A 24528-nucleotide genomic window follows, 5' to 3' on the forward strand; every position below is an offset into this window, starting at 1 on the left:
CCTCCCTCAGACCTTCCACTCCTTGCCTGTACGAAGTAAGAGATGGACGGTTTTCCAAACTTGATCACCTGCTCTGAAGTTGTTACCAAAAAAGCCACCGCTGGAACCATCGCGACTCTCATAAAAATGAGTAGCCAGCATGATAATTCCTTGCTCGGTAGCTGATGATATGGGATATTCGTTGTAATAGCCCTCATCTAATTGCTGAAAGCTCTCGGCATAAGATTTGGCAGCCGCAACATAGCTTTCGATAAGGGCATCATCCTCGTCATGACTGATAATGAGGTTTGCTTTTACCTTTTCAAGTAGTGCGCTCACGTTAACCACCACCGGTCACTTTCATTACGCTTCCTCAACCGTTACAGTTATGACTCTAGAAGTCACATTTTCAGCTTCTTCAGCACTAACAACACAGTAGTAATAATACGTACCTGCAGTTATATCAGTAGGAAGTACAAAAACAGGATCAGTAGCATCTTCAATCAATGTACCGCCACTATCACTTTCCGTTGTATTGCTATACCATTGATAAGCGAGGTCTCCACTGCCCGTAACGCTAGCTTCAAGACCAAGACTTTCTTCAATGCTGCCTTCCGTTACGGTAATATCCAGCGGTTCTATTAAAATCGTAATCAGTGGTGCTTCCGGAAACACCACCCCTGCACTCCTCAGCTTTCCTAGCAATTTATTAAAATCAGAAACGATCCCAGCAACAGAAGAAGCTTCACTATCAGATTGGAAAGTAGCTTGAGAAACTTCACTTCCGTCAAAAGTTAACTTCCCACTCTTTTCAATGGTTAGCTCACCACCAATGACCGTTTTCTCTCCACCCTGTTCGGTGTAATTCTTTGTGTTATACCCCATGGTTGTTCCCCTCCTTTAATTCAAATAGGTAGCCCCAATGAAGAGACTACCTATCGTTATTTACTATTTTTGTTGGAGCACCTTCACTGCTTCAGGAAGAATCAGTTTGGCATCAAGTCGTTGCCAAGCTAAGAAGCCAACTTGACCGTTTGCTGCATATAATTCGTTCAATCGCTTAAAGGTTCGTCCTTGACGATCCGCAATCCAGTAGTAATTGAAATCACCGAAAAGTATCGTTTTCTCACCAGCAGCAGCTGTTGGCATGTACTGAGAAGTTTGCACCGGGCGATTTAAAATCGTATCTGGTGTACCTGCAGTGACAGAAGGCTGCCATAAATACTGCCCTTGTCCATCTTTTAGCTTTCGAATGGCTTTCACTGTTGCATCATTCACCACAAATGTTGCATTCTTTCGATAAGCTGACTTCAAGCTATGATACAAATCAAACACTTCATCCATTGAAATCGCAGTGGCACTTGAAGCTGTCACTCCAAGGCTAGCCCCACCAGTACTATTAAGAAGTCCAGTCGGTTTGCTGCTACCATTTCCTAAAAGGAACGCTTCTTCTTCAGCAGCACCAATTCTTCTTGCAAACTCTTCAGCCACATACCCTTCAAGGTCAAAGAAGCTATCGTGTAAAAGCTCATCAGATACCTTTAACATCGTGCCAAGCTTATACGCTGAAAGACTTACTTGGGTGAACGTATCATCGTTTTCTTGGAAGGCACTCTCTTCATCCATCCAAGCTGCACTTCCGTGACTGGCTACCACTGGAATTTTTCTATCGCCATGACTTGTATTAATAACATTACACAGCTGTCGTAATACATTCGCTTCTTCTAATGCCTGAATTAATTGTTGCTCGTATTCATCTGGAACAAGAAAACCACCTTCAGAGTCTTGGCCAATTTGTAAGGCATTTTGCACGGAAGGGTTCATCTTGTTTCTCATTGCACCCCAGAAAGCTGTTCGGTAATTATCAGTCGCTCTACCTGTCTTTCCTTCTTTTGATTTTTCAGGGCGACCGGCTAACGGTTTGGAAACCGCAGCTGATAGTTCTCGGTCCACTGCTTCTTGACGTTCTAATCGTTCTACCTCTTTCCCAAGGTCTACAACTTCCTTTTCCATCTTTTCATAGGTGGCATTGTCCTCAGGTGAAATAAGGCCATTTTCCTGACGACGCTCATCTAAAAACTTCTTGGCTTGATCCCAGACCTTTGCTCGTTTTTCTCGTAACTCTTGAATTCTATTCATATTTTTCTACCTCCAATTTTTAATCAGTTCCAGCCGTTTTTCTAGCTGGTCTACTGGAATTTGAATTTCTTGCCCTTGGCTATCCTGTGGTTCTTTGAAACTATCAGTTGCATGGGGGGATACTATTTTGGGTAACTTGGCCTGAACCCCAGGTAGCTTATGAATCAACGTGTTTGTGACGGTTAGCTTGTCAAAAATAAAACCGTCAGCCCCTTCAGCCGTCGGTTCATGTTCATAAAGAATGCGGTCAGCAAACTTTAATTCAATTGCCTTATGGGCACTCATCCATGTTTCTGCATTCATCATGTGAGCGATTTTTGTTCTCGAAAGACCGGTTTTAATCTGATAAGCATTGATAATGCTCTCTTTGACTTCGCTTAAAAGATTAATTCCAGCCTCCAGATCCGACACTTCCCCACCAATGAACATAGCCGGGTTGTGGATCATTAACACCGATAGTGGTGAAACAACCACCTCGTCGCCTGCCATGGCAATCACAGAGGCAGCACTTGCAGCAAGCCCATCGACCTGAACACTGATGTGTCCTGGATATTCCTTTAACATGTTGTAGATTTGCGCTGCCGCAAAGCAGTCACCACCTGGGGAATGGATTTTCACAACGATGTCATCTGTTACATTCCCAGTGCCATAAAGCTCTGTTTTAAACTGCTTAGGGGTGATGTCATCATCAAACCAAGAGGACTCAGCGATGTACCCTTCCATGTGCAGTGTGCGTACTGGCTTTTCTCCGGCTTCATTCGTTACCCAGCGCCAAAATTTATCCATTTTTCAAACCTCCTTTTGGGCATAAAAAATACACCTCAATATTGAGATGCTGTCGCCTTTTATCTTAGTTAAGTTGTTGTTTCATCTACTTCATCAGCCTCCCCCTCACTCTCTTTTAACGCTTTCTTTGCATAAGCTCCTGCCATCTTCAGTGGGAGCATGTTGCCATTTGTTAAGTAAAGGTCACCACCTTCTTCAGCAGCAATCGGGTCCAAGTTCTCCATGCGCCTTACATCATTAACAGAGAAAAATCCGTTCTGAATACCAATGGCGTACCCATCCATTCGTGATTTGTAATCCCCACGCATGAGGGCAGAGGCATTAAAAGATACAAAGCATTGTCCCTTCTCACTTTCTTTAAAAAGTTTACGGTTCATCGCCTGTTCAATTCTTACAATCCATGGTCTGACGGTATGGACCACAAAGCTGATGGATTGATTCTCAATGTTACTAAACGAACTTTTACTTAAATCGGCAACCATGTGAGGTGGCACCTGAAATATTCGGCAGATCTCTTCAATCTGAAACTTCCGAGTTTCTAAAAACTGTGCATCGGAATTGGGCATGCTAATGGCTTGGTATTTCAAACCATCTTCTAAAACAGCTACCTTGTTACTGTTGCCACTGCCACCATAAGCTGCTTGCCAAGCATCTCTCACTTTTGTCGGGTTTTTAATCGTTCCTTCTGTAGAAAGGACCCCACTAGGAGTGGCATTATTAGCGAAGAACCGACCTCCATATTCTTCAGCTGCAATGTTCAGGCCAATGGCATTTTTAGCAAGGGCGACTGGGGAGTACCCCATCACGCCATCAAAGCCTAGACCTGGTATGTGTAATACTTCTTCTGGCCCAAGGTAATGAGTAATACCCTCTTTTTTGTAGGCATAATAAAGGTCACCCCTTCCGTCTCGGTCCACAGTCATTTTATCTGGGAGCAAAGGATAAAGGCCAATCACATCACCACGACCATTTCGAATGATTTGGCAGTACGCATTCCCCCACAATAGAAGGTGTGTCATGATCGTTTCTCTAATTGTAAAGGACGTCATTTCCGGATTCGGTTCGTCATGGAGGATCCTGTACAATGGATGGTCAACCATCTTTTCTTTTCCATCACCGGCATACTTATAGGTGTGTAATGGTAAGGAAGCGACCGTCTCCGCAATGATTCGAACACATGCAAATACCGCTGTTGTCTGCATCGAACTTCGCTCATTCACCATTGCCCCTGACACACTTTGTCCCATGTAAAAGTTTGGTGCCGAGCTGACTCTGTCAGTAGGATTATCACGGGCTTTAAAAAATCCTTTTAGAAATTCAAACATACGTTTTTCATCACTCCTTTCTCCATTAAATTTTGCTTTCATGCTCAAATGACAAACAATTAAAGCATAAACGCAAAACTTAACCTAAAATAATCATATCCCGCTCATCATATATCGAACTTCCATCATCAGTTGGATTTACCATCGCTCGAGCCAGTCCCATAATCATTGCGACAATGCCATCAATTTTCTCCGTTGATTTCTCCTTATCCACTTTAATGTTGCCAGCGGGATCGGTCTTAACGACAATGTTATCTGCCATCCAACGAAGAACCGGATGTCCACCATGAGCAACTTGTTTACTTAATACGAGTCGCATCATTTCCTTGGTTGGTGGTGACATATCTTTGAACCCTTGACCAAAAGGAACAACTGTTAAGCCCATTCCCTCTAGATTTTGACTCATTTGAGTAGCTCCCCAGCGGTCATAAACAATTTCTCGGATGTTATATTGCTCCCCTAGCTTTTCAATGAACTTCTCAATAAAGCCATAGTGGACCACGTTTCCTTCTGTAAGATTTAACAACCCTTGTTTATTCCAAATATCATAAGGTACACCATCTCGTTTTACCCTTTGAGGCAACGTTTCTTCTGGCAACCAAAAGAAAGGCAACACCTGGTATTTGTCGTCTTCATCTTCAGGTGGAAAGACTAAAACAAAAGCGGTAACGTCACTGGTAGATGATAAATCCAAGCCACCGTAACAAACCCGACCTTTCAACTCCTCTGGATCGACAACAAAGTTACAATGATCCCATTTGTCCATCGGCATCCATTTGATTTCTTGTTTTAACCACATGTTCAACCGTAGCTGCTTAAAAAGCGCCAAGTCTGCTGGGTCATCTTTTACTTGCTGATAATGTTCCCTAACTCGATCTATTTGAATGGTGTGACCAAGACTAGGATTAGCCTTGTACCAATTGTTTTCATCTTCAATGTCTGCATCTTCTTCTAATCCATAAATGATAGAAAGGAATGTAGGATCGACCCTTTTCCCATCTAAGATGTCTTTCGCTTTACAATGCATTTCCCATCCATAGCCGGAGAGTTTATTCCCGGCTGTCGTCAAATAAAGAAAGAGCGGTTGGCTTCTCGCATCACCAGAACCTGTGGTGAGCATCTTTGCCAAGTCCGCATTCGGATACGTCCAGATTTCATCTAAGATTACACATGATGCGTTGATCCCTGATTTCGATTTTACGTCTGAACTTAATACTTGATAAAAGCTTCCCGTCTTCGGATAAACAACTCGTTTAGTAGAACGGACTGTGTTCGTAACTTTTGATAACGTCCTGTTTCCTTCCACAAAATTGACGCTCGTATTAAAAATGATACTGGCTTGCTGGCGGTCACAAGCAGCTACATATACTTCAGCATTTGGTTCACCGTCAGCCAAAAGCATATAAAGAGCAATGGCAGCACCAAGTTCTGACTTGCCGTTTTTCTTTCCTATTTCCACATAGGAGGTGCGATATTGTCTTGTACCATCTTCCCGCAACGTGCCAAAAAGCTTCTTCACCAAATCAAGTTCCCAAGGGAGAAGGATAAACGGTTTCCCGGCCCATTTCCCTTTGGTCAGTTTTAAGTTCTGGATAAAATTCACTGCATGATTGGCATGGGCCTCACTATAAGGCATAACTATCTCCTCCTTCCTGATCGACCTAATCCGAGCTGTTCATAATGTCTTCTGCTTTCGGAATAGATAAAAGCAGCTCTTCCATCTCGTCACCTTCGACCGTGTTACCTGAATTGTTAATATTCAGCCTGCTTCTTGCAGACGGACTAAGCCCCAGTTCCGAGCAAAAGTTTCGCATTTGTTTTAAGTTTTGCTGAGCAATCGATACCTGTGGGATCTGCTGGATATAGCCTGAGCTGGTCTTTAAAATCGAACCGTGCTTTGAAATAAACTCTTCCGCTTCTTTCCACCTCGCATAAGCCTGGCAATAGCCAGCAAAGGCAGCCATATCAACATGTGTTAATAACCCCATCGTTTCTAATTCTTCAGAAAGTCTCCGCCATTCTTTTTTCGCATCAGGCTCCAGCCATGACGGGCATTTCGGTGCCTTTTTCACCGGCCTCGGTTCGTTTTTATTCAAAGGTCGTTTTCCCGGATTACCTTCCAGTTCTTTTATCGCTGTTGGTTTTGGCGGCCTTCCTTTACCTGCCATAGCTTTCACCTCCTCAAATTGAACAAAAGAAAAAGCCTATCTCTTGATAGACCCGATTCCTAAGCGTTAACTTTTGTATTTTTTATGCCTTCCATATTTCCATCTTGAACTCCCCTTCAAAAACCATCCAGCGTACTTCACCATCTTCAAGCTTTAAAACTAACATTCCCGGCATTAAAAACATTTGATCTTTTTGATATCCGGATGCTAGTAAATCCCTTTTTTGCTTCACTAGAAGTTCCATACCTCGTAATGCATCAACATTCCCCTGCAGCATTCGTTCCTCATCTTTAACCATGTGTAACTTACCTCCCTGCGTTTTGGTATGTCTATACATCACTCTAAAAGCAGGGGATAGCAAGTTAATTATTGGCCGTGAATTCCTTTATAATTGTAATTTCCCTTCTTGATTTCCTCATGATCGGCTTTAACCGCCTCATCATAGTCGTCCTGTTTTGACTCTTTGTCTTTACAAGTCATGCACAGGCAATCGGTATTGTACATCGACATAATCCGTCCGCCTTTTAAGCTACCGCCACATCGGTCACAGTGTGTTTGAGTAAAAAATGTATCCATCACTGCCTCCCCAATGTGTACTTTTCTCGAGTTGTGTTGATGAAACGCTGAAGGTGTTCGGCATTCTCTTCGAATTCCATGTCGCTGTTCCAAAAAAGGTCTAAATCCTCAAGCAAATCGAGAATGGTGAGTACACTTTCTTTTGCATCTGCTTCGCCAAGCACTACCTCTTTTTCAATGATGGTAGCAATCAACCCTCGTATCATCGCTCGGTAGGTTTCCCTATTCATTCGGCTCACCCGCTTTTCTAAAGGCTCCGCTTCCTTCAAGGTTTGCAAGTAGCACTTTCCTTGTTGTTTTATATTCGCTGCCATTCATCCCTAGGCGAATGAGCCATGTTCGGAAGGCGTATTTCGGATTGTCGTCCTGTGCTTGTTTAAACGATGCCCGTTTTTGCTTTTGGGCACTTTGGTTAATGAGTACGGCGAGGTCTTGAAAGGCTGCAATCTTATCCGGGTCCAAGTTTGGCGCTTTTAGCTTGATCGTGAAGGTTTCTATTTCAAAATCAAAGGTTAGGCCTGGGATCTTTTCCTTTCCGATTTCCTCGAGTGCTTTCTTAAACTCTTCAAAAGTGCTAACTTCCTTGGAGCTTAAATCCTCTGCAAAGGTTCCATCCATCAGTGGCTCGGTCATTTCAAAAGCCTTTATGATTAGGTGCTGCTTGCTAAAAAGCATGTTTACTAGATTTCGTAGGGTGGTTCCGGTGTGCCCTTCTAGCGGAAGCGTAACTTCTAAACCGTCAATCTCTAAGGGCTCATGCTTTTCTTCGGCCGGCTGCTCTGGCTCTTCTTTCGGTGCTGGTGGGTTAATAATCTCTTCGTAAGTCTTTACTTCTCCAGTTGAAGTTGTGATTGTTCCAAGCCTGTCGATGGTGTAGGTTTCCTCTTCGGTTACAATTTCGTAATTAAAGGTTGGTGCGTTAAGAAACTTTGGTTTCACTCCTAAAAATTCACCTAACAATTTGACCATTTCTTTTCTTTTCATTTTTCAATACCTCCTGTGTTTTGGTGTAGTACATATATCACTCTAAACACAGGTAATAGCAAGCATTTCTGGGGAAAAATAGTATTTATTTTAGCTTTATAATTGCACATAAAAATGGTTGCTCATAATAGCAACAGCAACCATTCCCTAGTTAAAATTTCACTTTAAGTATCCTAAACATTATGTGCCAACTGCGACGTATAACAAAGTAGCTCTGCACCTCTCAATGTAAGAGGTATCAGCACTTTCTGTTCCATGGGGCACTTCGAGTTATTGCACAGTTATCTCCTACTCCGAAACAACCAGAGTTTCAATCGCTGTGTACCGGGGATATGTATATCCTTCGTTGTTCACAAGTACCTTTTCATCGGTATCTTGGTTAATCACCCGAATGCAGCGAACCTCTCTTTGCTCGATTACTCCGCCATCTTCCTTCGTGATCCAAGCCTGATCGTTAAAGAAGTCCTTTGCAAAAGAATGAAATTCGTCATCTTCTAATAAGACTTCTTTTATCACGCAGTAGCTTTGACCCCGCTGCCCACTCTTTATCGCTTGTTCCGTCAGTTCTTTCAGCTCGGTCAGGTTGGTTACTTTTCTACCAAAGATCGCTCTCATGTAATCATCACTCCACCTCAACGTATTCCATCATAATTTGCAGGGCCTCATCATAGGAACCAGATGCCAACACTCGCTCACTTACTTCCTTGGCTTCATCAGCTTTTCCGTTTTCCTTTAAGGCTCTATTTACCCGACCGAGGATCCAAAAGATATTCCCATCTTCTCCGACTAACTTGCATATTGGTTTTCCATGCTCTTCCATTGCTACACCTCCAATCTCTATTAAGGTAGTAGCATATTGCCATACACGTGGGTGTATAGCAACTAGATTCATAGGTTAGCAAAACACTGTTACTGCAGCAATTCCTCTTCCACATTAACCTCTGGTTTTGGTACATCAGCAAAAGCAATCTTCTTTCCATCACGAATTAAAAACACATCTTCATCCGTTCCGACTTGTTCAATAAACCTCTTCACAATTACCGTCGCATATTTCGGATCAAGCTCCATTGTGTAGCAAATTCTATCAATCTGTTCACAAGCAATAAGAGTGGAGCCACTGCCACCAAACGTATCAAGAACGATACCATTGACTTGGGAAGAATTCTTAATAGGGTAGCATAACAACGGAACTGGCTTCATTGTTGGATGTTCACCATTTTTCTTTGGTTTATCATACGTCCAGACGGTAGTTTCCGAACGGCCAGTATACCATCGGTGTTTGCCTCCCTTTTTCCAACCAAAAAGAATCGGCTCATGGATCCAGTTGTATGGGCTCCTTCCCAGAACAAGAGAGTTCTTTTTCCAGATACACACACCACTCAAATGGAAACCTACGTCAATAAATGCTTTTCTAAAATTGAGCCCCTCGGTATCGGCATGGAATACATAAGCAGATGCTCCCGGTGCCATATTCTCTGCCATATTCTTAAAGGCGGCTAATAAAAACTGAAAAAAGGATTCGTTCTCTTGTTTATCGTTTTGTATTTTTAGTCCGCTCGAACTTTCAAAATCAACATTGTAAGGCGGGTCCGTTACCAGTAGATTTGCCTTCTTACCATCCATCAGCAAAGCTACATCTCCCTCTTTTGTTGCATCGCCACACACTAAACGGTGACGACCTAATTCCCAAACATCACCGGGGAGAACAAAAGCGGCTTCTTCTAATGCTTGATTGACATCGTAATCATCATCTTTCGCATCCTTGTCGTGAACTTGACTAAACAAATCGTCAATTTCAGCTGCATCGAAACCGGTAAGCGTGACATCGAAGTCTTGCTCATCTAGTTCTTTCAGTAGATCTGCCAACGCTTCAAACTCCCAGTCACCCGTCACTTTATTAAGAGCGACATTAAGTGCTTTCTCTCTTTCTGGCGTTAACTTTACGACGACACATTCCACTTCGGTATGACCTTCTTCTACAACCACTTTGTATCGCTGGTGGCCGCCGACAATGTTCCCCGTTTCTTCATTCCAGATGATCGGTTCCACATAACCAAATTCAGTAATGGAGCGTTTCAACTTTTCATAAGCTGGATCCCCCGGCTTTAAATCCTTACGAGGATTGTACTTGGCCGGTTTAATCTCCGATACTTGGACCCTCCGGATATTCATTGCTTCGTTCATCTTCCCAACTCCTTTTAATCAATCATTTAATTAACAGCAAAAAAGCCCGAGACGTAGTGACCGAGCTCAAAAATAGCTAAAAACATGATAAAAATAACCGTTTTTCGCTTTATATTAATCAAAAAAATACTACCTTCTGTTAAATATTTAAAGTACGGTAATCCTTATTTTCATAAGGTTTTTCAAAGGTTTCTAGTGCAGTTCCACCAACATCAGAACCGCTTAGATACCCCCCCTTACGATTTTTGCGAATTATTACACGAAACCCTGGCGCGTTGTCGACTCAAAAGTTTTTGTAAGATGTGATCCCCCTAGGGGTGCTTGGAAACATTTCCGAAGCCACCATCTTCAAGAGCTGTCTTCTTACTGTGACACTTTTTACAAAGCGACTGCCAGTTTGTCTGACCCCAGAACAATTTCATGTCACCGTTATGAGGAATGATATGGTCCACTTCAGTTGCTGGAGTTAGTCTCCCATCACGCTCACAATTAATACACAACGGATGTTCTTTCAAATACACTTTGCTTACCTTTCTCCATTGGTACGTGTAAATTCTGGAGCTGGATTTATTTTGTTCTTTCGCTACATTCTTTTTATGTTTATCGCAATACCTATCGCTGCCAAGTTCATGACAACCGGGATAACGACAGATTGTTTTTGGTTTCCATGGCATTGCCATCACCTATTTCATAATTTAAGGCATAGAAAAAGCCCTCGGTTTCTAATCCCAAGGACTGTGATATCAAGAATGCTGCGTTTCCTAAGATCGTATCGATATAGCTTAGGCATATGCTACAACATCTGGTACTCTTGATGTTTTCTATACCTTTACATGTTATAGAATAACAGATTAACCGACTGCCCTTCACTGCCCTCAACTGCCCTCTTTTCGAATTAGCTCAATTTCTTTGAGAGCTCTTCCATGTACCTTGAACACCGAGCGATTATTATAATTCAGAGCCAGAGCAACGTCATCCCATGACTTCCCACTAATGTATCTCATCTCAAGCAGCAATTGATAGTTCAAATCATTCACTGCCTGTATCGTATTAAGAATTTCTTTTTTCAAATCTACAAGTCTGTCAACATCAAGATTAATCTCTTCTTCCAAATCAATCACCTTTGCGACAGCATTTTCCATCGCACTTTTCACATGGTTTCCACCGGATACTTTCTCCTCACTTAGTGTGGAAGTAACCTTCACCGATAGACTCTTGAGTGAATCAAGTTGTTCCAGTTTATTATCAATCATCTTATCCAGCCAAATCGCTTGGGATAAATATTCCTTTGCGTTCATAGCAAGTACCTCCCTTCTTGGACACCACCTAAAATCAATCAAACTTGTTCAACCAGTTCATTCAATTTCCCACTATAATATGTTTCGTTAATGTCTCGTCTTGTTGCTTCATCCAAAAACTGAATGCACATAAGCGCTTGCTGTCTATCCGTCTCTAATTGCTCACTGGTCTTATGAAACCCACAACCTAAACCTTCGCATTTGTTAATTCGTAATATTTTGCACTTCCCATTCTTGTAAGCAAAGCACTCTTTCTCGTTCATCGTTTCGCTCCTCCCACCCATTCACACTCCGTTGAAAACTGGCGAACGGTCATGTTTTTTGATTTCGCTCTTTTTATTTCAATCACCATGCCTTGTGATAACTGATTACCGAATATCCAAAGTTCCTCACATTTACTGAGTAAGGCTAGTCCCATTTCAATGCCCAACTTTCGTTCTTCTTTATCATCATCAAATAAAAACTGAGTGTACATGAGATGAGGAATAATTGGAACCGCACCTTCTGTTACTGCAAAACGGCCGTAGCGTTTCGCTCTCATCACATTTCCTTCAATATCACCAGCATAAGGAGCGCAAATAAAAACGAGCTTTTTCTGCTTCTTGTTCTCCCGTTCAAGATTTGATAATGCTTCATAAGCTGTCGGATCCAAGTATCCATCACTGTTATACAGACTCACTCCCATTAATCGTCCCCTCCTTGTATTGATTGATCCTCGCCTTCACTGCTTCTACCAGTGCTGCTTGACCCGTATCTTTTTCATCAATTGCTCTCATCACTCGTTCATCAATGGTGTCCTTGGCAATGATATGGTGAATAACCACTGTTTGTTTCTGGCCTTGTCGCCAAAGTCTTGCATTCGCCTGTTGATAGAGTTCAAGACTCCAAGTCAAACCAAACCAGATAATCGTGCAACCACCATCTTGTAAATTTAAACCGTGTCCTGCTGAAGCGGGATGGCACAAAGCAATTTGCATCTTGCCTGCATTCCATCTAGCAATATCCTCCGAGGTGTTTATCTCTCCTGCATCAAACCGTTCTTTAATGCGGTCCCGATCATGTTTAAAAGAATAATAAACAAGGGCTGGTTTTCCGTTAGCTGCTTCAATCAAATCTTCTAAAGCATCTAGCTTTCTATCATGAATGGCTTTCACGTCACTAAATTCATCATAGACTGCACCGCCTGCCATCTGCAGCAGCTTGTTCGATAACACTGCTGCATTGGCTGCATCCACATCGCTATCCTCTAATGGCAGTAACAAATCTCGTTCTAGCTTTCGGTACAGCTTCATCTCTTTTTCAGAGAGTTCCACTTCTACTTTGTTAAAAATAAGCTCAGGCATTTCCAAGTACTCAAGCGCCTTCATGCTAATGCAGATGTCTGATATCTTTTCATAGATTTTATCTTCCGCATCCTCGTTGATGACATAGTCAGCTGGGATGCCACCGTTAATATATTTCTGTGGGTGGAAGTAGCGACTGCGGTAGCCGCTATAGGTTCTCCCGAGTCGTTCCCCACCATCAAGCAAATAAATCTGACTCCAGATATCCAATAGACCATTCGGTGCTGGCGTTCCGGTTAGCCCAACAATACGTTTTATTTTATGGCGCACTTTCTTCAGTGCTTTGAACCGTTTTGCTGATGGAGATTTAAAACTAGAAAGTTCATCAATGATTACTGTGTCAAAATCCCACTCTTTGTTTTTCACAAGCCACTCCACATTCTCCCGATTAATCACGTAGACATCTGCTCTTTTGTAAAGGGCCATCTTTCGTTCCTTTTCACTACCGAGAACTTTAGAAATCACCAGTCCATTCAGGTGTGCCCACTTCTCACATTCCCTGCTCCATGTATCTCTCGCCACTCGAAGCGGAGCAATCACCAGCACCTTTGTCGCATCGAAATAATCGTAAAGCAACAACCAAACCGCTGTCAGAGAAATCACCGTCTTCCCAAGTCCAGGTTCTAAGAAAAGTCCTGCTTCTTTATGCTTTAAGATAAAATCAGTAGAGTACACTTGATAATGGTGAGGTTGGTACTCTGTGTTCAATGCCATCCAGCATTCCTCCAATCTGCCTCGGATCATCTAAGCAATACACTAAAAATCCTAGTGACTCTAGCTCCCCTTTTCGCTTTATTTGTAGTGGTCGCATTTTCTTTCCTGGTGCTTTCACTTCTACAAAACCAATCTTTCCACCGGGCATAAGCACAAGTCGATCAGGCACTCCATTGATACCAGGAGAAATAAACTTATACGCTCGTCCCTTTCTTTTCTTTACTTCTTTCACGAGCATTTGCTCCACATCTTTTTCAGTCATAATCGTTTTCACCTCATCTATTTATCGAGCACCCTTATCACTTTTCAGACTTTTTAACTTGCAACATTTCATTGACACTTCCTCTGTTCCTAAAGCTGTTCTTAAGCGTTTAAAAATCCTTACGCGCATATATACATGTTTTTAGCTTCTATTAGTAAACGACCAATACTTTATAGTAGAGATAGAAACATAGGAACAAATATCATAAAACCCGCACCAGCTCTCACTTTGAATGTGTTCCTATAAAAGTTCCTAGTAACATCTTGAGTATCATAGGAACAGCAATCCCGTTCCTAAGTAGGTCATAAATGTCGTCATTCGTTCCTAACGGGAACACCGATCATGTTCCCTCTCGTACATACGTCAATTGCGGACCATAAATCGGAATTCGTACCTTTCCAGACTTGTTGCCGTTATATCGTTTCCAGCCGCCAATCTTAACTAAGATGCCTTGAATTTCAAAGGAATCCGTCCGTTTGATATCTTCTTTTTTCTTTCCAAAGCACTCACACCAAATTTCCTGTAAACTTACTTGCGTTCTCCTCACCGTTCCAATCAATGTTTCTGGTCCAAATTCATTATCACCAGCTAAGAAATTGCGACGCTGGAACAAGTCCATCTCATTCCAGTTCTCCGGTAAAAGGGTATCAAGGTACTCCCGCACCAACCCTTCTCGGTCATCTTCTTCCAAGGCTTCTTGTTGTCGTTGGTAAGCAATCACGGCTGCTTCCCCTTTGATCGTTAACTCTTCTTCAGCTTTATATTTCATAATTACCTCTGCCCAAATTTGATCCACTTCTGCCTCATTCAGGTCGTGCCAAATACTCTTTTTGCCACCTCTCACTTGAACAGGCCAAAACCTTCTGTTACCAGTGACATCTCGTAAGAAGCCTTTTTCTGCATTGGTTGTTCCGACGATAATACATTGCCTTGGATGATTTTCCACATGGACACCATAGCTTTGACGAAACTTATCATCGGTTCTTGTAATAAAGGATTTAACGGTTTCCACATCCATCTTACGAAGACCCGCCAGCTCCCCAAGTTCCAAAATCCAGTAGCCTTGTAGTTTCTCAGCTGCTGCCTTATCTCTCATATCTGAAACAGTTAAACTATCAGAAAACCACCGACCAGCAAGCTTGGCGAAAAAAGTAGACTTTCCGATCCCTTGGTCACCGTTTAAAATGAGCACATGGTCAAACTTCATGCCCGGCTCGTAAATCCTAGCGACAGCTGCACATAACGTCTTTCTCATGACTTCACGAATATAGATGTTGTCCTCAGCACCGAGATAGTCGATTAACAGCCTATCCACTCTCTCCGTTCCGTCCCAAACGGGTAAGGAATGAAAGTATTCTAGAATTGGATGATAAGCTCGCTCGGATGCAGCAGTTAATAGTGCATCTTTAAACTTTCCCGGTGCCCAAATGCCATACTTCTTGTCAAAGTACACCTTCGCTCTTGAAAGGTCGGAGTCATTCCAACCTGGCTTGACTTGTTTCCATGGAAGCGTACCGTTGACATCAATCATATGAGACAGCTGGTTGTAAGCAATAGACCGAAACATGTCGTCATTACGAAGAATTTCTGTAATATTACTCAACGTATCTTTGACCGTTCCATTCTTGTTCAGGTCCAACCCTAACTCCCAGTCATCGTCAATATCACTTTCTGTATCTTCACTTGATGAAGCAAACTCTTCTTTTGCCTCCATCTCTCGTTCCTTAGCTAATTGCCTTTTGACCACACCATCTTTAATATAAAACTCGGTCATAGCCTTAAACGAAGGAAGCTGCTTCTTTCCATCGACCTCTTCATCTAAATCACCAAACAAATGGATCCGTACTAAATCAAAAGCATTTAATAGCTTTCCACACGCTGGATCAGTCGCATGGTGGGAATAAGCATACTTATTGTCGTATATCACAACACCAGCGGTAGAATCAGCCGGAATGTAGTCGTACCGTTCTGGCATCAGGCTTGGTGTATAAACTTCAGGTAGAAATGTTTCAATCGCTTCATCAAGTGAATAGCTTCTACAAAACACACCGACCATGCCGTCCTTCTCCATCGGATCGGCTTGTTTTTTCATTAACTTATTGATGATGGCTGTTTGTCTTGAAGATACGGGCCAACTAGAAGTATCCCGCCAGTTCTTATAAAGCTTTAAAACGTCATCCGGGTTTAAAAACTCTCCTTCAATTAACTTGAAAAAATACTCTCCATCTGATGAGGTGCTTGGCCAGTACATGAGCCGATTCGGTTCAAAGGTCGTATCATCAAAAAGCTCCATGCCATTTTCCTTTGCGACCATACGAGCAATGGCTTGATACTCATCGGCTGATACTGGTCGAGACAAGGGAATAATCATCCGAAGTCTCGGCTTCTCAGGCACATGCTTATGGGTCGAATATATACAGCAAGCATAGTCAAAAAGCATCTCCATATTTTCAGCAATGACGTTTGCATCATCGGCATAATCCATATCGAGTGTGATCATGGAGCGGAATAGTACATTTTCTTTCCTACGTCGTCCGTCTTTCAGTTCACCCGCAACAAATCCACCGACATCTTTCACATTGTCTTGTTCGTACTTTTTCATTTTCCGGTACTCTGCCTGTGTTTCACTGGTGACAGTGGTTTGGGAGAGCTTTTTGACAAACTCATCCCAAGATACCACCTGTTGTTTCCACACTTTATCTTTCCGGCTGTTCCCAACTGAAATCGTAAATTTCATCGTGTCCTCCTCCCTCTCCTAAAAGAAGCACTAATCTTTCTGGTAAAATGAACACTCATAGCCTTCTGCCTTTAGCGGTAATCCATCAGCCCATTCGGGTGCAATACCCATTACTTCACAAACTTCCCCTACGGAACGATTCGTTCCCTGGGGCACCTCACAAATGACCTCATCATGCACATGAGCGACAATGTCATATCCCGTTTGATCCAACCTAAGCATGGCTTCTGCCAATAGATCACGTGAGGTTGCTTGGACAATGTTCTCAACGATTTTAGGGCCATACGTTTCAATCCGCTCCCACTTCTTTGTCGTACCAATCCCTTCATAAGTGAGACCTTCTCGACCAAATTTGTTTAGAGCAAGCTTCGGTTTCACATAAACAAGGTTTCTCCCTGACGGTAAAGTGATAAAAAGCATGCCACTTCGATACGTAAAAATAAGTCCATGCGTACTTGTTCTTGTTCTTTCCTTCACTGCTTCGATCGCTGCTCTATCTACTTCCCACCAGAAGTTCACAACGCGGGGGTTTGCTGCTCTCCAGTTGTCAATTAAGCCTTGCAGCTCCTGTTCCGCAACACCCATTTCAATCGCACCCATCGCCTTTAACGCTCCAACACCGCCACCATAACCACAGGCTAATTCGGAAATTTTCCCTTTCTGTCTTAATCGACTACCCTTTGTCACACTTTCAAAAGGAACATGAAACATCATCGATGCCGCCGCTTCATAAATCTTTCCGTGGGATGAAAACACATCAATCCGCCACTTCTCACCAGCAAGCCATGAAATCACTCTTGCTTCAATCGCTGAAAAGTCTGCAACAACAAAACTATGACCCTCTTTCGGAATAAAAGCTGTTCTAATCAGCTCTGATAATACATTGGGCGTATTCCCAAAGAGCAGTTCAACATCATCCACTCTGCCCTCTTTTACTAAATCTCTAGCAAGCTCTAAATCTCTCAAATGATTCTGAGGCAGATTTTGAAACTGAACTAATCGGCCAGCCCATCTGCCTGTCCGGTTAGCACCATAAAACTGAAACAGTCCATGAACTCTGCCATCAGAGCAAACGGCGCGTTCAATGGCTTCATACTTCTTCACACTCGTCTTAGCCATTAAAAGTCGTAACTTCAAAGCCTCTTCGACTTCCCCTTCCGTTTCTTCCACCAGCTCAGACACAGCTTTTTTTGATAGACTCTCTACTTCCACTCCCCGCTCTGCCAGCCAGTCTTTTAACTGAGCGACTGAGTTAGGGTTTTCAAGACCCGTCAGTTCATAGGCTCTTTCAGTAGCCGCAACAGTAAACTGTCGGTCACACGAAATGGCCTCATTCACCATATCCATATCTACCAACAGTCCTCGATCGTTAATTTTTTGGTCAAGGATGTAGATGGTTTGTTCATTCTCCGGTATTGGGTAGGAAGCTAGCTTTTCCCGTATCGCTAGCTCCACCTCAACATCCCGAATGTTGTATTTCTTAAACAGCTCCCACTTTTCTGGAGCATCCACTGGTCGATTCCGTGTCCTTCCACCATTAGCCGCTGTTGGTTTACAAGGAATACAAAAATACCTGATTAAAGTTTTCCCTTCCGATAGTTTTTGATCTTCAAGGCCCAGCACCTTGCCGACATTATCAAGTGATAGTGGTAACCCCAAAAGAGCTGCCTGCGTCATGCTGCATGACCAACTATCAGGGTTTAAAACAATCGTTCTATTAAACTTTCGACTTAAATAACGCGACAGACAAATACGTTCAAAGTTGGCATTAAAGGCCGTCTTAATCACAGTAGTATCCTTCAAGGATTCAATAACTTCTGGAGGGAGTTGTTCCCCTCTAGCCAAGTCAATCAACTCAACAGGACCCCCATCAATGCTGTAGGCAAACAGCAAAATATCGAAATTCGGACTATCGGCATATCGATAAACGCCACATTTACCAAGGTCAATATCCGAATATGTCTCAATGTCTAATGACATTGTTTTCATAGACTGACCACCACCTTTGGATGTCCAAACAGCTTAAATGGCTCCCAGCTGCCATGAGTATTTCCTCTATTGCAAGAAATCATCATCTTCATCCGTCTCAATTTCAAAATCATCCTCAGCTCTGCTTTTCCCACCCAAAGATTCACCATCACGGAGCTTTTGAACGTTACCTAATCCAGCGGCGATCCCACGGTTCCCGTTCGTATTGAAAGCATAAAAATTAATGCTCACTTTTCCGTAGCAACCACTATACACTTCACTACGCTCGAGAATCGGTTGGATCTTTGCATCAACAATCTGTGGTGCGTCTTTAGAGTTAGTATTAATGAAATAACAATCTTCATAATTTGGATCATCAGGACGGTCAATATCACCGTCTCTCAATGGAGTCTTTAAGTTAGCCGGGATCTTACCACCGAACTTCGCCAACCCATCTTGCTTTGCTGCTTCAATGGCCTTCTGAATGGCAGCAACTGTCTTCTTATCACTTTTTGAAATAATTAAAGAAATACTGTACTTCGGATCACTCCCATTAATACTTTTCGGCTCCCACACATTCACAAAACTAAATCTTCCTGGAACAACAATTTTCGTATTTTTACTCATGAATAAATCCTCCTAAAATTGGTTTATAGATACGATTACTCGCTATATCGTTAATCAATCGATTGATTAACTTTATCCTTCCACTTGAAACTCAGCCGCTACTGGATCGACAGCTTTTCTTTTATCTGCTTCTGATACCAAAGTAAGTTTGCCTTTGGGTTTGTCCACGAAGGCTCCAAGAATTTCTTTGAACTTCTTCTTGCCCATGAGCTTCTCCATCTCCGTGATGGAGATTAGACTCTCGTTGAAAATATCGCTGTAACCGGCTTCCTTTGCTGCCTCAGCTACAGCTTTTTCATCGGAATACTTTCTACGGGTACGACTCTCCACTAACTTAAATCCATCCCACTGCCTACCTTCGTTAATGGCAAGAGCACTAGCATAGGTGTAAATATCACTCGCCCATTTGGAGAGTTCATCTGCTACACCAATAATTTCTGCAATTTCATCATCCGAAAGTAAGGATGGATCTGCGAACTCATATTTAAGAAGCTCTAGGTTCTTTACTGCTCTAGCTCGGCACTGATTTTTTGCCCTGCAAAATCGGCAATGATCACCTGCACAAAACTCTCCTTCACCTTTACTGGCTAGTAACGCTTTCGGCTTCAACTCACCCTCTGCCCAATCGAGAAGCTCGTCCACGCTCATTTCATAAGTAGAGAAGTTATCTACCCTTGGCTGAACAATAACCATTGAAATTCGATCAATCTGATAGAGCATTTCAAACAGGGATAAAGCTCCGAGGGCATACAACATCATCTGCGGATTGCGTTCCGCTGATACCACTACACCTTTGCCGTACTTAAAATCAACTACATGAAGAGTGCCATCCCCTACTACAACCAGGTCACCAGTACCGAAGCCATCTTTTACGAAATCACTGAAGTCTAACTTCTGTTCAATAAGAACCTGAATATCTTTGCACTGCTCCTTTTCTTGTTCAATTAATGATAGGCAGTACTCCACATAAGCATCAGTGTATTCGTCCATCTCATCTGAATGAAACTTACTAACGGGTTTCCTCGAACGTAGCTTCAGTGCTTTTCTTAACTTATGCTCCGCTAGATCATGTGCAGCAGTTCCCTCTTCTGCAAAAACACTTGTTTCATTTGGAAACTGTTGCTCCAAATGAGCGGAAGGCGGACAAGCCATCCAGCGATGAGCACCTGAAGCGGAGTAAATGGAGTGAGAATTATGTGATCCACTCATTTAATGTCACCCACTTCTTTCATCACTTCTGTGTAATGCTTTGAATCAAGGGCAGTCAGCTTATTAGCTCCATATTTAATAAGAATTGATTTGATCGCTTCTCTATGTCCTTCACGATTTTTCTCCGCCATCGCAGCTCGAACTTCTTCAAGAGTGGGTTGCTTTTGTTCCGGTTCGGACTCTTGTTTTGACTCCGTTGATTTCTTAGTCTTTGTTTTCTTGGGTTGTTCCAGTTCAGCTTTCGCAACCTCTGTTTCATTTGCTTTCATTGCCTCAACCAAACCTTCAATACTACCAGCTAAGTTCCTTAAATCGTTTACTACATCAAGAGCGAGTTTGATTTTACTCATGTTCTGCTTCTCCTTTCTTTTCGTTTTCATCTAGTTGGGTTAATCGGTTTGCTAGTCTTTTAGATACAATGCTGATGGCAGTAAGTACACCAACCATTTCTTCCTGCATTTCTTTATTGGAAACAGTCGTCACTATTTTTTCCTTTGCTTGAGTTGTCATCGGGTTCACCTCCTAACTTTAAATAATGCCCTTCACTTGTTAGCCAATGGAGAGAGTCATTTGTTAACCAAAATTCATAAAAAAGTTTCTATTTTTTTCCGGTCCTAAAAATGATCTTTTTGGTTAACAATTTTCCCTCTCAATTACTAGCCAACGAGAGTGACAGTTTGTTAACCAAAATCACTGAAAAATTTTCTTTAATTTGCTTAACACCTTTTTATGCCTTTTAAATACAGCAACCTGTGAGATATTTTCTTCGCTTGCTACCTCTCTTAAAGTAAGATTTTTATAGTAAAGTGCTTCAATCAGTTCCCGCTCCTCTCGCTCGAGTTCTGCAACTGCTTCCTGCAAGATTAATAGAGTTGCTTTATCGCAAATAATATCTTCTACTAGCTGATCGCCTTCAAAATCTGCACCTTGCTCCATCAATCGATTGATTGAATCTTCTTTGCTTGGGATAAAATCAAATGTTTCAGCTTCAGGATCAACCTCTATCCTTCCAACTTTAATATCCTCTTCTAGGTATCTCTCACGTCTTTTCATTCTGTAGTACTCTTTATAAATCTCCTCACTTACTGGTACTCGCTCCTTGCCAACGTAGATAAACTTGCTCATTCTCTTTTCCTCCAATGGCCCGGCAAGGAGCCGTCAGGGGAAAAAGAGACAAAAAAAAGGCCGGACAACAGCTAACCCTGATCAGGGTTATCCATTGTCCGGCCTATAGGTAGTTCACCACGACTCCGTTGCTCGGTACCGATTATTTTTAATTTCTAAGAACATAAAAAAGCCGAATAACTACTAAAAAAAGTAATTATCCGGCCTGGGTAATTCTTAGGATTCCTCGCTCGGTATAATCGTGATATGAACTTTTAAAACAAAAAAAAGCCAGATGACTGCCATTGTCGACAGTCATCCGGCCCTTAAGGTAGTTCTTCAGACTCCTTTTCGTCTCGGTATTGGTTTTCCGCTTATTAACTTGAATTCATCTGTTCCTAAATCAACTTCCCATACCCTTTTACATTTACTGCACTTGACTTGAACCTTACCTGTTGCATCTTCTTCCTTATCCATTAACCTCTGTCCACAAACAAGGCATTCGACTCTTATTACGATAGCTTCTTTTGTCATTATGTCCTCCTAACTATGTTTATGTTTTAAACCTTTTATTAATTTTTCACTTCCACCATATTTACATTTTACATAAGAACACTTGTTCTTGTATAGTGATAAATTATGCTAGCAAATAAAAACAGGGCCGGATAAACCATTAATGAATTACTTAATGGTCTATCCGGCCCTTAAGGTAGCTCTTTAGGCTCCTTTTCGTCTCGGTATAGGTTTTTTTACTTATTAATTTGAATTCATTTGTTCCCAAATCAACTTCCCATACATTCCTACACCTACTACACTTCGGTTGGACTTTACCCGAAGCATCTTCTGCTTTATCCATCAATTTTTGTCTGCATTCTGGACATTCTACTCTTAAAAGGACAGTTTCTTTTAACATTTGTTTCCTCCCCGAAAATAAGTATATAATTTTAGCTTTGTAAGCTTAATTACTTCTTTGAAATGGACAATCGCAATTTACTTGTTAATTCCTCTCTCTGATGTTCAAATCTCATAATTGCTTCCTCAATTACTTTCTCGTAATCAAATTTATTTCGTCTTATATCGTTACCGATATCATCCATAAATTCGATATCAAACAAAGGTACTTGAAGCCGTTCCAATTGCGAAGTGTTCAGGAGTTTAATAGTCGTACCTGTTTGGATACCCTCAAGCATTTTAACCCCTATTTCACTCTGTAAAAATTCATATAAAACATAAGGATTATACTTTCGAGGGTCTACTCTTATTCTTGTAAGGTTTGAGCTAATAAAGGCTGGCCTTGAGTGTTCTTCGACAATAGCAACTCTTACTGTTGACCCTTTGGATGTAAGAATAATATCATTTGGTTTTATATCGAACTTCCCTAGCCAATCGGCTTTCTTATTAGTAAGCTTGGCAGTTTCGTCATAATATATCCTTCCATTATCTATGTCCTTAACATTTAGAAAATAATGTGTTGGATGCGCTGATAACATTTCCATATCACTCTTAGATACTTGAACACCTCTTGTAATTTCAGCTATGTTTTTTAACTTAACGCTGTGTTCGAATGTACTTTTCAATACATCGAAATCCAAATATTCTTTAGGATTTAATGTGTAGTTATACTCTCTAATTTTTTCTATGTCCACAAACTTACTAAAATGGTCCTCTTCAATGCCATGATGATAATATTCCAGTATCTTATTAATTCCTTCTGGACTTACAGCATGTTGGTTCTTGTTAATCCTATAACTATAGTCGCTAGCGTTAATAAATAAAACTTTATTCCTCCGAGCACGATCTTTATTTGTATTGAATATAATAATTTCCGTTCCTATACCGGACTTTTCATATAGGTTAGTTGGTAAAGTAATAATACTCTCAATTAAATCATCTTCCACGATCCCTTTTCTAATATGGGCTTCATTACTTCGTACCAAAGTACCCATGGTTCCGATAACAACACCCTTGCCATTTTCTTTTAAATGATGCAATACTATCTGGCAAAATGCCCAATCAGCACTACTGCGAGTTGGAATACCGTATTTTAATCTAGGGTCATTATATCTGTATCCCATATCATAATGCACGACTTGGGGAAAATCAGAAACAATGAAATCGAATTTTAAATCTCGTTCACTACTTTCATCACTTAAAGCATCCTTGTTAACAATTTCATAATTATCTATTCCATTAACAATCATGAGTAACTTTGATATTAAGAAGTTTGTTACATTCATCTCTTCCCCATAATAATGTAACTCTCTATTCATTCGATCTCGTCCTGTTTTGGCCATACGCTCAAAGATATGAATTGCCACACCAGACATACCCGAGCAGTAATCAGCAAAAGTCCTTACTTTACCAAAATCCATTAAACCTACAATTATTTCCTTAACACTATCCGGTGTTTGATTAAACCCGAACATTGCAGGGCGATAAGAGGTTATCTGATTGATAAACATCCTTACTTCTTCATCTGTTGAAAAATTGGCACTTTCCACTATTTGAAAAATATGTCTTAGCTTCTTATTTTCAGATTTGTCCTTATAAATTAATACCTTATCCATCATTCCTGTTAAGATCCCTTTAAACTCAGGAAATTCATACTCAAACTGTTTTAATTCATCTTGTAAAAACATAAATGAGCCGTACTCATGCAAATACCTTTTATGTTTTAGGTTCGATGTATTATATTTATCATTTAAATTTACCCATGTGATAGACGAAACTCCTAAAATGATATAAAAGGATTGTTCCTGACTAAAAGTTCCTCGTAATTCCCCAAAACACGATTCTATAATTGCTTCATATTCTTTATTCCAGCCGTACATTTTATCACCTCTTCATTTTAGGTATGTATATACCTTGAAATAAGCTTATCATCTCCCATGTTTTCCCGTCAATAGTTTTTAGGTATAAACATACCTTTTTATTTTAAAGTCACATTACAGTTTCCAAAAGGGATATATGTTCTTGTTAAGAGGAAATATACATAAAGCCCGCTAAGCATAATGATAGGCAGAAAATTTTTGAATTTCATTTATCTGGAGAGTTTTGTCAGATATTCGTGAAAAAAAATGAGGTATATTGTAGGATGAATTTATTATTCGTTAGATACTATTGAG

Annotated in this window: 30 protein-coding genes; all 30 read right to left on the reverse strand. The window is 41.3% G+C overall.

Going from position 1 to position 24528, the window contains the following annotated elements:
• Nucleotides 1–6: 6 nt before the first annotated feature.
• The 30 genes from BW724_RS19910 to BW724_RS20050 all read right to left on the reverse strand — a co-directional run bounded on the left by BW724_RS19910 (nucleotide 7) and on the right by BW724_RS20050 (nucleotide 24234).
• The gene (locus BW724_RS19910) at nucleotides 7–318 is read right to left on the reverse strand and encodes a head-tail connector protein (protein ID WP_088076865.1); all 312 of its coding nucleotides are present in this window, start codon (nucleotides 316–318) and stop codon (nucleotides 7–9) included.
• Between the two features lie 24 nt (nucleotides 319–342).
• Complete coding sequence (locus BW724_RS24000) at nucleotides 343–864, reverse strand: hypothetical protein (RefSeq protein WP_205160376.1); 522 nt, start codon at nucleotides 862–864, stop codon at nucleotides 343–345.
• Nucleotides 865–927: 63 nt separating this feature from the next.
• On the reverse strand, nucleotides 928–2118 hold the full coding sequence (locus tag BW724_RS19920; RefSeq protein ID WP_088076866.1) for a phage major capsid protein: 1191 nt from the start codon (nucleotides 2116–2118) through the stop codon (nucleotides 928–930).
• Between the two features lie 6 nt (nucleotides 2119–2124).
• Nucleotides 2125–2904, reverse strand: coding sequence for a head maturation protease, ClpP-related (locus BW724_RS19925; protein WP_088076867.1), 780 nt, complete (start codon nucleotides 2902–2904; stop codon nucleotides 2125–2127).
• Nucleotides 2905–2972: 68 nt separating this feature from the next.
• Nucleotides 2973–4229 (reverse strand): phage portal protein, encoded by a 1257-nt coding sequence (locus BW724_RS19930; RefSeq protein WP_088076868.1) that lies wholly within the window; start codon nucleotides 4227–4229, stop codon nucleotides 2973–2975.
• A 79-nt stretch (nucleotides 4230–4308) separates the two neighbouring features.
• Entirely contained in the window at nucleotides 4309–5865 is a 1557-nt protein-coding gene (locus BW724_RS19935; protein WP_088076869.1) for a terminase large subunit, read from the reverse strand.
• 25 nt (nucleotides 5866–5890) lie between these two features.
• Nucleotides 5891–6397, reverse strand: coding sequence for a phage terminase small subunit P27 family (locus BW724_RS19940; protein WP_088076870.1), 507 nt, complete (start codon nucleotides 6395–6397; stop codon nucleotides 5891–5893).
• A gap of 82 nt (nucleotides 6398–6479) precedes the next feature.
• The gene (locus BW724_RS19945; RefSeq protein ID WP_088076871.1) at nucleotides 6480–6695 is read right to left on the reverse strand and encodes a hypothetical protein; all 216 of its coding nucleotides are present in this window, start codon (nucleotides 6693–6695) and stop codon (nucleotides 6480–6482) included.
• A gap of 68 nt (nucleotides 6696–6763) precedes the next feature.
• Nucleotides 6764–6973 (reverse strand): gamma-glutamylcyclotransferase, encoded by a 210-nt coding sequence (locus BW724_RS19950; RefSeq protein WP_088076872.1) that lies wholly within the window; start codon nucleotides 6971–6973, stop codon nucleotides 6764–6766.
• Nucleotides 6973–7203, reverse strand: a complete 231-nt coding sequence (locus BW724_RS19955; RefSeq protein ID WP_088076873.1) for a hypothetical protein — start codon at nucleotides 7201–7203, stop codon at nucleotides 6973–6975. The genes BW724_RS19950 and BW724_RS19955 overlap by 1 nt, the downstream gene beginning before the upstream one ends.
• A complete protein-coding gene (locus tag BW724_RS19960; RefSeq protein WP_088076874.1) occupies nucleotides 7196–7957 on the reverse strand; it encodes a virulence-related protein in 762 nt (253 codons plus the stop codon). The genes BW724_RS19955 and BW724_RS19960 overlap by 8 nt, the downstream gene beginning before the upstream one ends.
• A gap of 288 nt (nucleotides 7958–8245) precedes the next feature.
• Nucleotides 8246–8572 carry a hypothetical protein gene (locus BW724_RS19965; RefSeq protein WP_088076875.1) on the reverse strand — a complete coding sequence of 109 codons (327 nt, stop codon included), beginning with the start codon at nucleotides 8570–8572 and terminating at the stop codon, nucleotides 8246–8248.
• Between the two features lie 7 nt (nucleotides 8573–8579).
• Nucleotides 8580–8777, reverse strand: coding sequence for a hypothetical protein (locus BW724_RS19970; RefSeq protein ID WP_088076876.1), 198 nt, complete (start codon nucleotides 8775–8777; stop codon nucleotides 8580–8582).
• A gap of 89 nt (nucleotides 8778–8866) precedes the next feature.
• On the reverse strand, nucleotides 8867–10129 hold the full coding sequence (locus BW724_RS19975) for a site-specific DNA-methyltransferase (protein WP_088078087.1): 1263 nt from the start codon (nucleotides 10127–10129) through the stop codon (nucleotides 8867–8869).
• A gap of 323 nt (nucleotides 10130–10452) precedes the next feature.
• Complete coding sequence (locus BW724_RS19980) at nucleotides 10453–10821, reverse strand: HNH endonuclease (RefSeq protein ID WP_328588729.1); 369 nt, start codon at nucleotides 10819–10821, stop codon at nucleotides 10453–10455.
• Between the two features lie 195 nt (nucleotides 10822–11016).
• Nucleotides 11017–11439, reverse strand: a complete 423-nt coding sequence (locus BW724_RS19985; protein ID WP_088076878.1) for a DUF1492 domain-containing protein — start codon at nucleotides 11437–11439, stop codon at nucleotides 11017–11019.
• Nucleotides 11440–11477: 38 nt separating this feature from the next.
• Nucleotides 11478–11702 carry a hypothetical protein gene (locus BW724_RS19990; protein WP_088076879.1) on the reverse strand — a complete coding sequence of 75 codons (225 nt, stop codon included), beginning with the start codon at nucleotides 11700–11702 and terminating at the stop codon, nucleotides 11478–11480.
• Nucleotides 11699–12124: a DUF7768 domain-containing protein gene (locus BW724_RS19995; protein ID WP_088076880.1), complete on the reverse strand. Its 426-nt coding sequence runs from the start codon at nucleotides 12122–12124 to the stop codon at nucleotides 11699–11701. Before BW724_RS19995 ends, BW724_RS19990 begins: the two co-directional genes overlap by 4 nt.
• A complete protein-coding gene (locus tag BW724_RS20000; RefSeq protein ID WP_088076881.1) occupies nucleotides 12105–13496 on the reverse strand; it encodes a DEAD/DEAH box helicase in 1392 nt (463 codons plus the stop codon). Before BW724_RS20000 ends, BW724_RS19995 begins: the two co-directional genes overlap by 20 nt.
• A complete protein-coding gene (locus BW724_RS20005) occupies nucleotides 13444–13758 on the reverse strand; it encodes a VRR-NUC domain-containing protein (RefSeq protein WP_088076882.1) in 315 nt (104 codons plus the stop codon). The genes BW724_RS20000 and BW724_RS20005 overlap by 53 nt, the downstream gene beginning before the upstream one ends.
• Nucleotides 13759–14098: 340 nt before the next feature.
• Nucleotides 14099–16495 (reverse strand): virulence-associated E family protein, encoded by a 2397-nt coding sequence (locus BW724_RS20010; RefSeq protein ID WP_088076883.1) that lies wholly within the window; start codon nucleotides 16493–16495, stop codon nucleotides 14099–14101.
• Between the two features lie 30 nt (nucleotides 16496–16525).
• Nucleotides 16526–18484 (reverse strand): DNA polymerase, encoded by a 1959-nt coding sequence (locus BW724_RS20015; RefSeq protein WP_088076884.1) that lies wholly within the window; start codon nucleotides 18482–18484, stop codon nucleotides 16526–16528.
• 66 nt (nucleotides 18485–18550) lie between these two features.
• Entirely contained in the window at nucleotides 18551–19090 is a 540-nt protein-coding gene (locus tag BW724_RS20020) for a DUF2815 family protein (protein WP_088076885.1), read from the reverse strand.
• A gap of 72 nt (nucleotides 19091–19162) precedes the next feature.
• Nucleotides 19163–20299 carry a DUF2800 domain-containing protein gene (locus tag BW724_RS20025; RefSeq protein WP_088076886.1) on the reverse strand — a complete coding sequence of 379 codons (1137 nt, stop codon included), beginning with the start codon at nucleotides 20297–20299 and terminating at the stop codon, nucleotides 19163–19165.
• The gene (locus BW724_RS20030) at nucleotides 20296–20649 is read right to left on the reverse strand and encodes an rRNA biogenesis protein rrp5 (protein ID WP_088076887.1); all 354 of its coding nucleotides are present in this window, start codon (nucleotides 20647–20649) and stop codon (nucleotides 20296–20298) included. The genes BW724_RS20025 and BW724_RS20030 overlap by 4 nt, the downstream gene beginning before the upstream one ends.
• Nucleotides 20642–20809 (reverse strand): hypothetical protein, encoded by a 168-nt coding sequence (locus BW724_RS23785; RefSeq protein WP_176371493.1) that lies wholly within the window; start codon nucleotides 20807–20809, stop codon nucleotides 20642–20644. The genes BW724_RS20030 and BW724_RS23785 overlap by 8 nt, the downstream gene beginning before the upstream one ends.
• A 180-nt stretch (nucleotides 20810–20989) precedes the next feature.
• Nucleotides 20990–21424, reverse strand: a complete 435-nt coding sequence (locus BW724_RS20035; protein WP_088076888.1) for a sigma factor-like helix-turn-helix DNA-binding protein — start codon at nucleotides 21422–21424, stop codon at nucleotides 20990–20992.
• A gap of 318 nt (nucleotides 21425–21742) precedes the next feature.
• Nucleotides 21743–21937: a hypothetical protein gene (locus BW724_RS20040; RefSeq protein ID WP_088076889.1), complete on the reverse strand. Its 195-nt coding sequence runs from the start codon at nucleotides 21935–21937 to the stop codon at nucleotides 21743–21745.
• A 151-nt stretch (nucleotides 21938–22088) separates the two neighbouring features.
• Nucleotides 22089–22316, reverse strand: a complete 228-nt coding sequence (locus tag BW724_RS20045) for a hypothetical protein (RefSeq protein ID WP_088076890.1) — start codon at nucleotides 22314–22316, stop codon at nucleotides 22089–22091.
• 49 nt (nucleotides 22317–22365) lie between these two features.
• The gene (locus BW724_RS20050; RefSeq protein ID WP_088076891.1) at nucleotides 22366–24234 is read right to left on the reverse strand and encodes an N-6 DNA methylase; all 1869 of its coding nucleotides are present in this window, start codon (nucleotides 24232–24234) and stop codon (nucleotides 22366–22368) included.
• Between the last annotated feature and the right edge of the window lie 294 nt (nucleotides 24235–24528).

Source organism: Litchfieldia alkalitelluris (assembly GCF_002153425.1).
Taxonomy (GTDB): domain Bacteria; phylum Bacillota; class Bacilli; order Bacillales; family Salisediminibacteriaceae; genus Evansella; species Evansella alkalicola.

Excerpts from the sequence above, each read along its gene's own strand:
- BW724_RS24000 (WP_205160376.1), bottom strand. The coding sequence starts at position 864 with ATGGGGTATAACACAAAGAATTACACCGAACAGGGTGGAGAGAAAACG.
- BW724_RS19920 (WP_088076866.1), bottom strand. The coding sequence starts at position 2,118 with ATGAATAGAATTCAAGAGTTACGAGAAAAACGAGCAAAGGTCTGGGAT.
- BW724_RS19925 (WP_088076867.1), bottom strand. The coding sequence starts at position 2,904 with ATGGATAAATTTTGGCGCTGGGTAACGAATGAAGCCGGAGAAAAGCCA.
- BW724_RS19930 (WP_088076868.1), bottom strand. The coding sequence starts at position 4,229 with ATGTTTGAATTTCTAAAAGGATTTTTTAAAGCCCGTGATAATCCTACT.
- BW724_RS19935 (WP_088076869.1), bottom strand. The coding sequence starts at position 5,865 with ATGCCTTATAGTGAGGCCCATGCCAATCATGCAGTGAATTTTATCCAG.
- BW724_RS19940 (WP_088076870.1), bottom strand. The coding sequence starts at position 6,397 with ATGGCAGGTAAAGGAAGGCCGCCAAAACCAACAGCGATAAAAGAACTG.
- BW724_RS19945 (WP_088076871.1), bottom strand. The coding sequence starts at position 6,695 with ATGGTTAAAGATGAGGAACGAATGCTGCAGGGGAATGTTGATGCATTA.
- BW724_RS19950 (WP_088076872.1), bottom strand. The coding sequence starts at position 6,973 with ATGGATACATTTTTTACTCAAACACACTGTGACCGATGTGGCGGTAGC.
- BW724_RS19955 (WP_088076873.1), bottom strand. The coding sequence starts at position 7,203 with ATGAATAGGGAAACCTACCGAGCGATGATACGAGGGTTGATTGCTACC.
- BW724_RS19960 (WP_088076874.1), bottom strand. The coding sequence starts at position 7,957 with ATGAAAAGAAAAGAAATGGTCAAATTGTTAGGTGAATTTTTAGGAGTG.
- BW724_RS19965 (WP_088076875.1), bottom strand. The coding sequence starts at position 8,572 with ATGAGAGCGATCTTTGGTAGAAAAGTAACCAACCTGACCGAGCTGAAA.
- BW724_RS19970 (WP_088076876.1), bottom strand. The coding sequence starts at position 8,777 with ATGGAAGAGCATGGAAAACCAATATGCAAGTTAGTCGGAGAAGATGGG.
- BW724_RS19975 (WP_088078087.1), bottom strand. The coding sequence starts at position 10,129 with ATGAATATCCGGAGGGTCCAAGTATCGGAGATTAAACCGGCCAAGTAC.
- BW724_RS19980 (WP_328588729.1), bottom strand. The coding sequence starts at position 10,821 with ATGGCAATGCCATGGAAACCAAAAACAATCTGTCGTTATCCCGGTTGT.
- BW724_RS19985 (WP_088076878.1), bottom strand. The coding sequence starts at position 11,439 with ATGAACGCAAAGGAATATTTATCCCAAGCGATTTGGCTGGATAAGATG.
- BW724_RS19990 (WP_088076879.1), bottom strand. The coding sequence starts at position 11,702 with ATGAACGAGAAAGAGTGCTTTGCTTACAAGAATGGGAAGTGCAAAATA.
- BW724_RS19995 (WP_088076880.1), bottom strand. The coding sequence starts at position 12,124 with ATGGGAGTGAGTCTGTATAACAGTGATGGATACTTGGATCCGACAGCT.
- BW724_RS20000 (WP_088076881.1), bottom strand. The coding sequence starts at position 13,496 with ATGGCATTGAACACAGAGTACCAACCTCACCATTATCAAGTGTACTCT.
- BW724_RS20005 (WP_088076882.1), bottom strand. The coding sequence starts at position 13,758 with ATGACTGAAAAAGATGTGGAGCAAATGCTCGTGAAAGAAGTAAAGAAA.
- BW724_RS20010 (WP_088076883.1), bottom strand. The coding sequence starts at position 16,495 with ATGAAATTTACGATTTCAGTTGGGAACAGCCGGAAAGATAAAGTGTGG.
- BW724_RS20015 (WP_088076884.1), bottom strand. The coding sequence starts at position 18,484 with ATGAAAACAATGTCATTAGACATTGAGACATATTCGGATATTGACCTT.
- BW724_RS20020 (WP_088076885.1), bottom strand. The coding sequence starts at position 19,090 with ATGAGTAAAAATACGAAAATTGTTGTTCCAGGAAGATTTAGTTTTGTG.
- BW724_RS20025 (WP_088076886.1), bottom strand. The coding sequence starts at position 20,299 with ATGAGTGGATCACATAATTCTCACTCCATTTACTCCGCTTCAGGTGCT.
- BW724_RS20030 (WP_088076887.1), bottom strand. The coding sequence starts at position 20,649 with ATGAGTAAAATCAAACTCGCTCTTGATGTAGTAAACGATTTAAGGAAC.
- BW724_RS23785 (WP_176371493.1), bottom strand. The coding sequence starts at position 20,809 with ATGACAACTCAAGCAAAGGAAAAAATAGTGACGACTGTTTCCAATAAA.
- BW724_RS20035 (WP_088076888.1), bottom strand. The coding sequence starts at position 21,424 with ATGAGCAAGTTTATCTACGTTGGCAAGGAGCGAGTACCAGTAAGTGAG.
- BW724_RS20040 (WP_088076889.1), bottom strand. The coding sequence starts at position 21,937 with ATGACAAAAGAAGCTATCGTAATAAGAGTCGAATGCCTTGTTTGTGGA.
- BW724_RS20045 (WP_088076890.1), bottom strand. The coding sequence starts at position 22,316 with ATGTTAAAAGAAACTGTCCTTTTAAGAGTAGAATGTCCAGAATGCAGA.
- BW724_RS20050 (WP_088076891.1), bottom strand. The coding sequence starts at position 24,234 with ATGTACGGCTGGAATAAAGAATATGAAGCAATTATAGAATCGTGTTTT.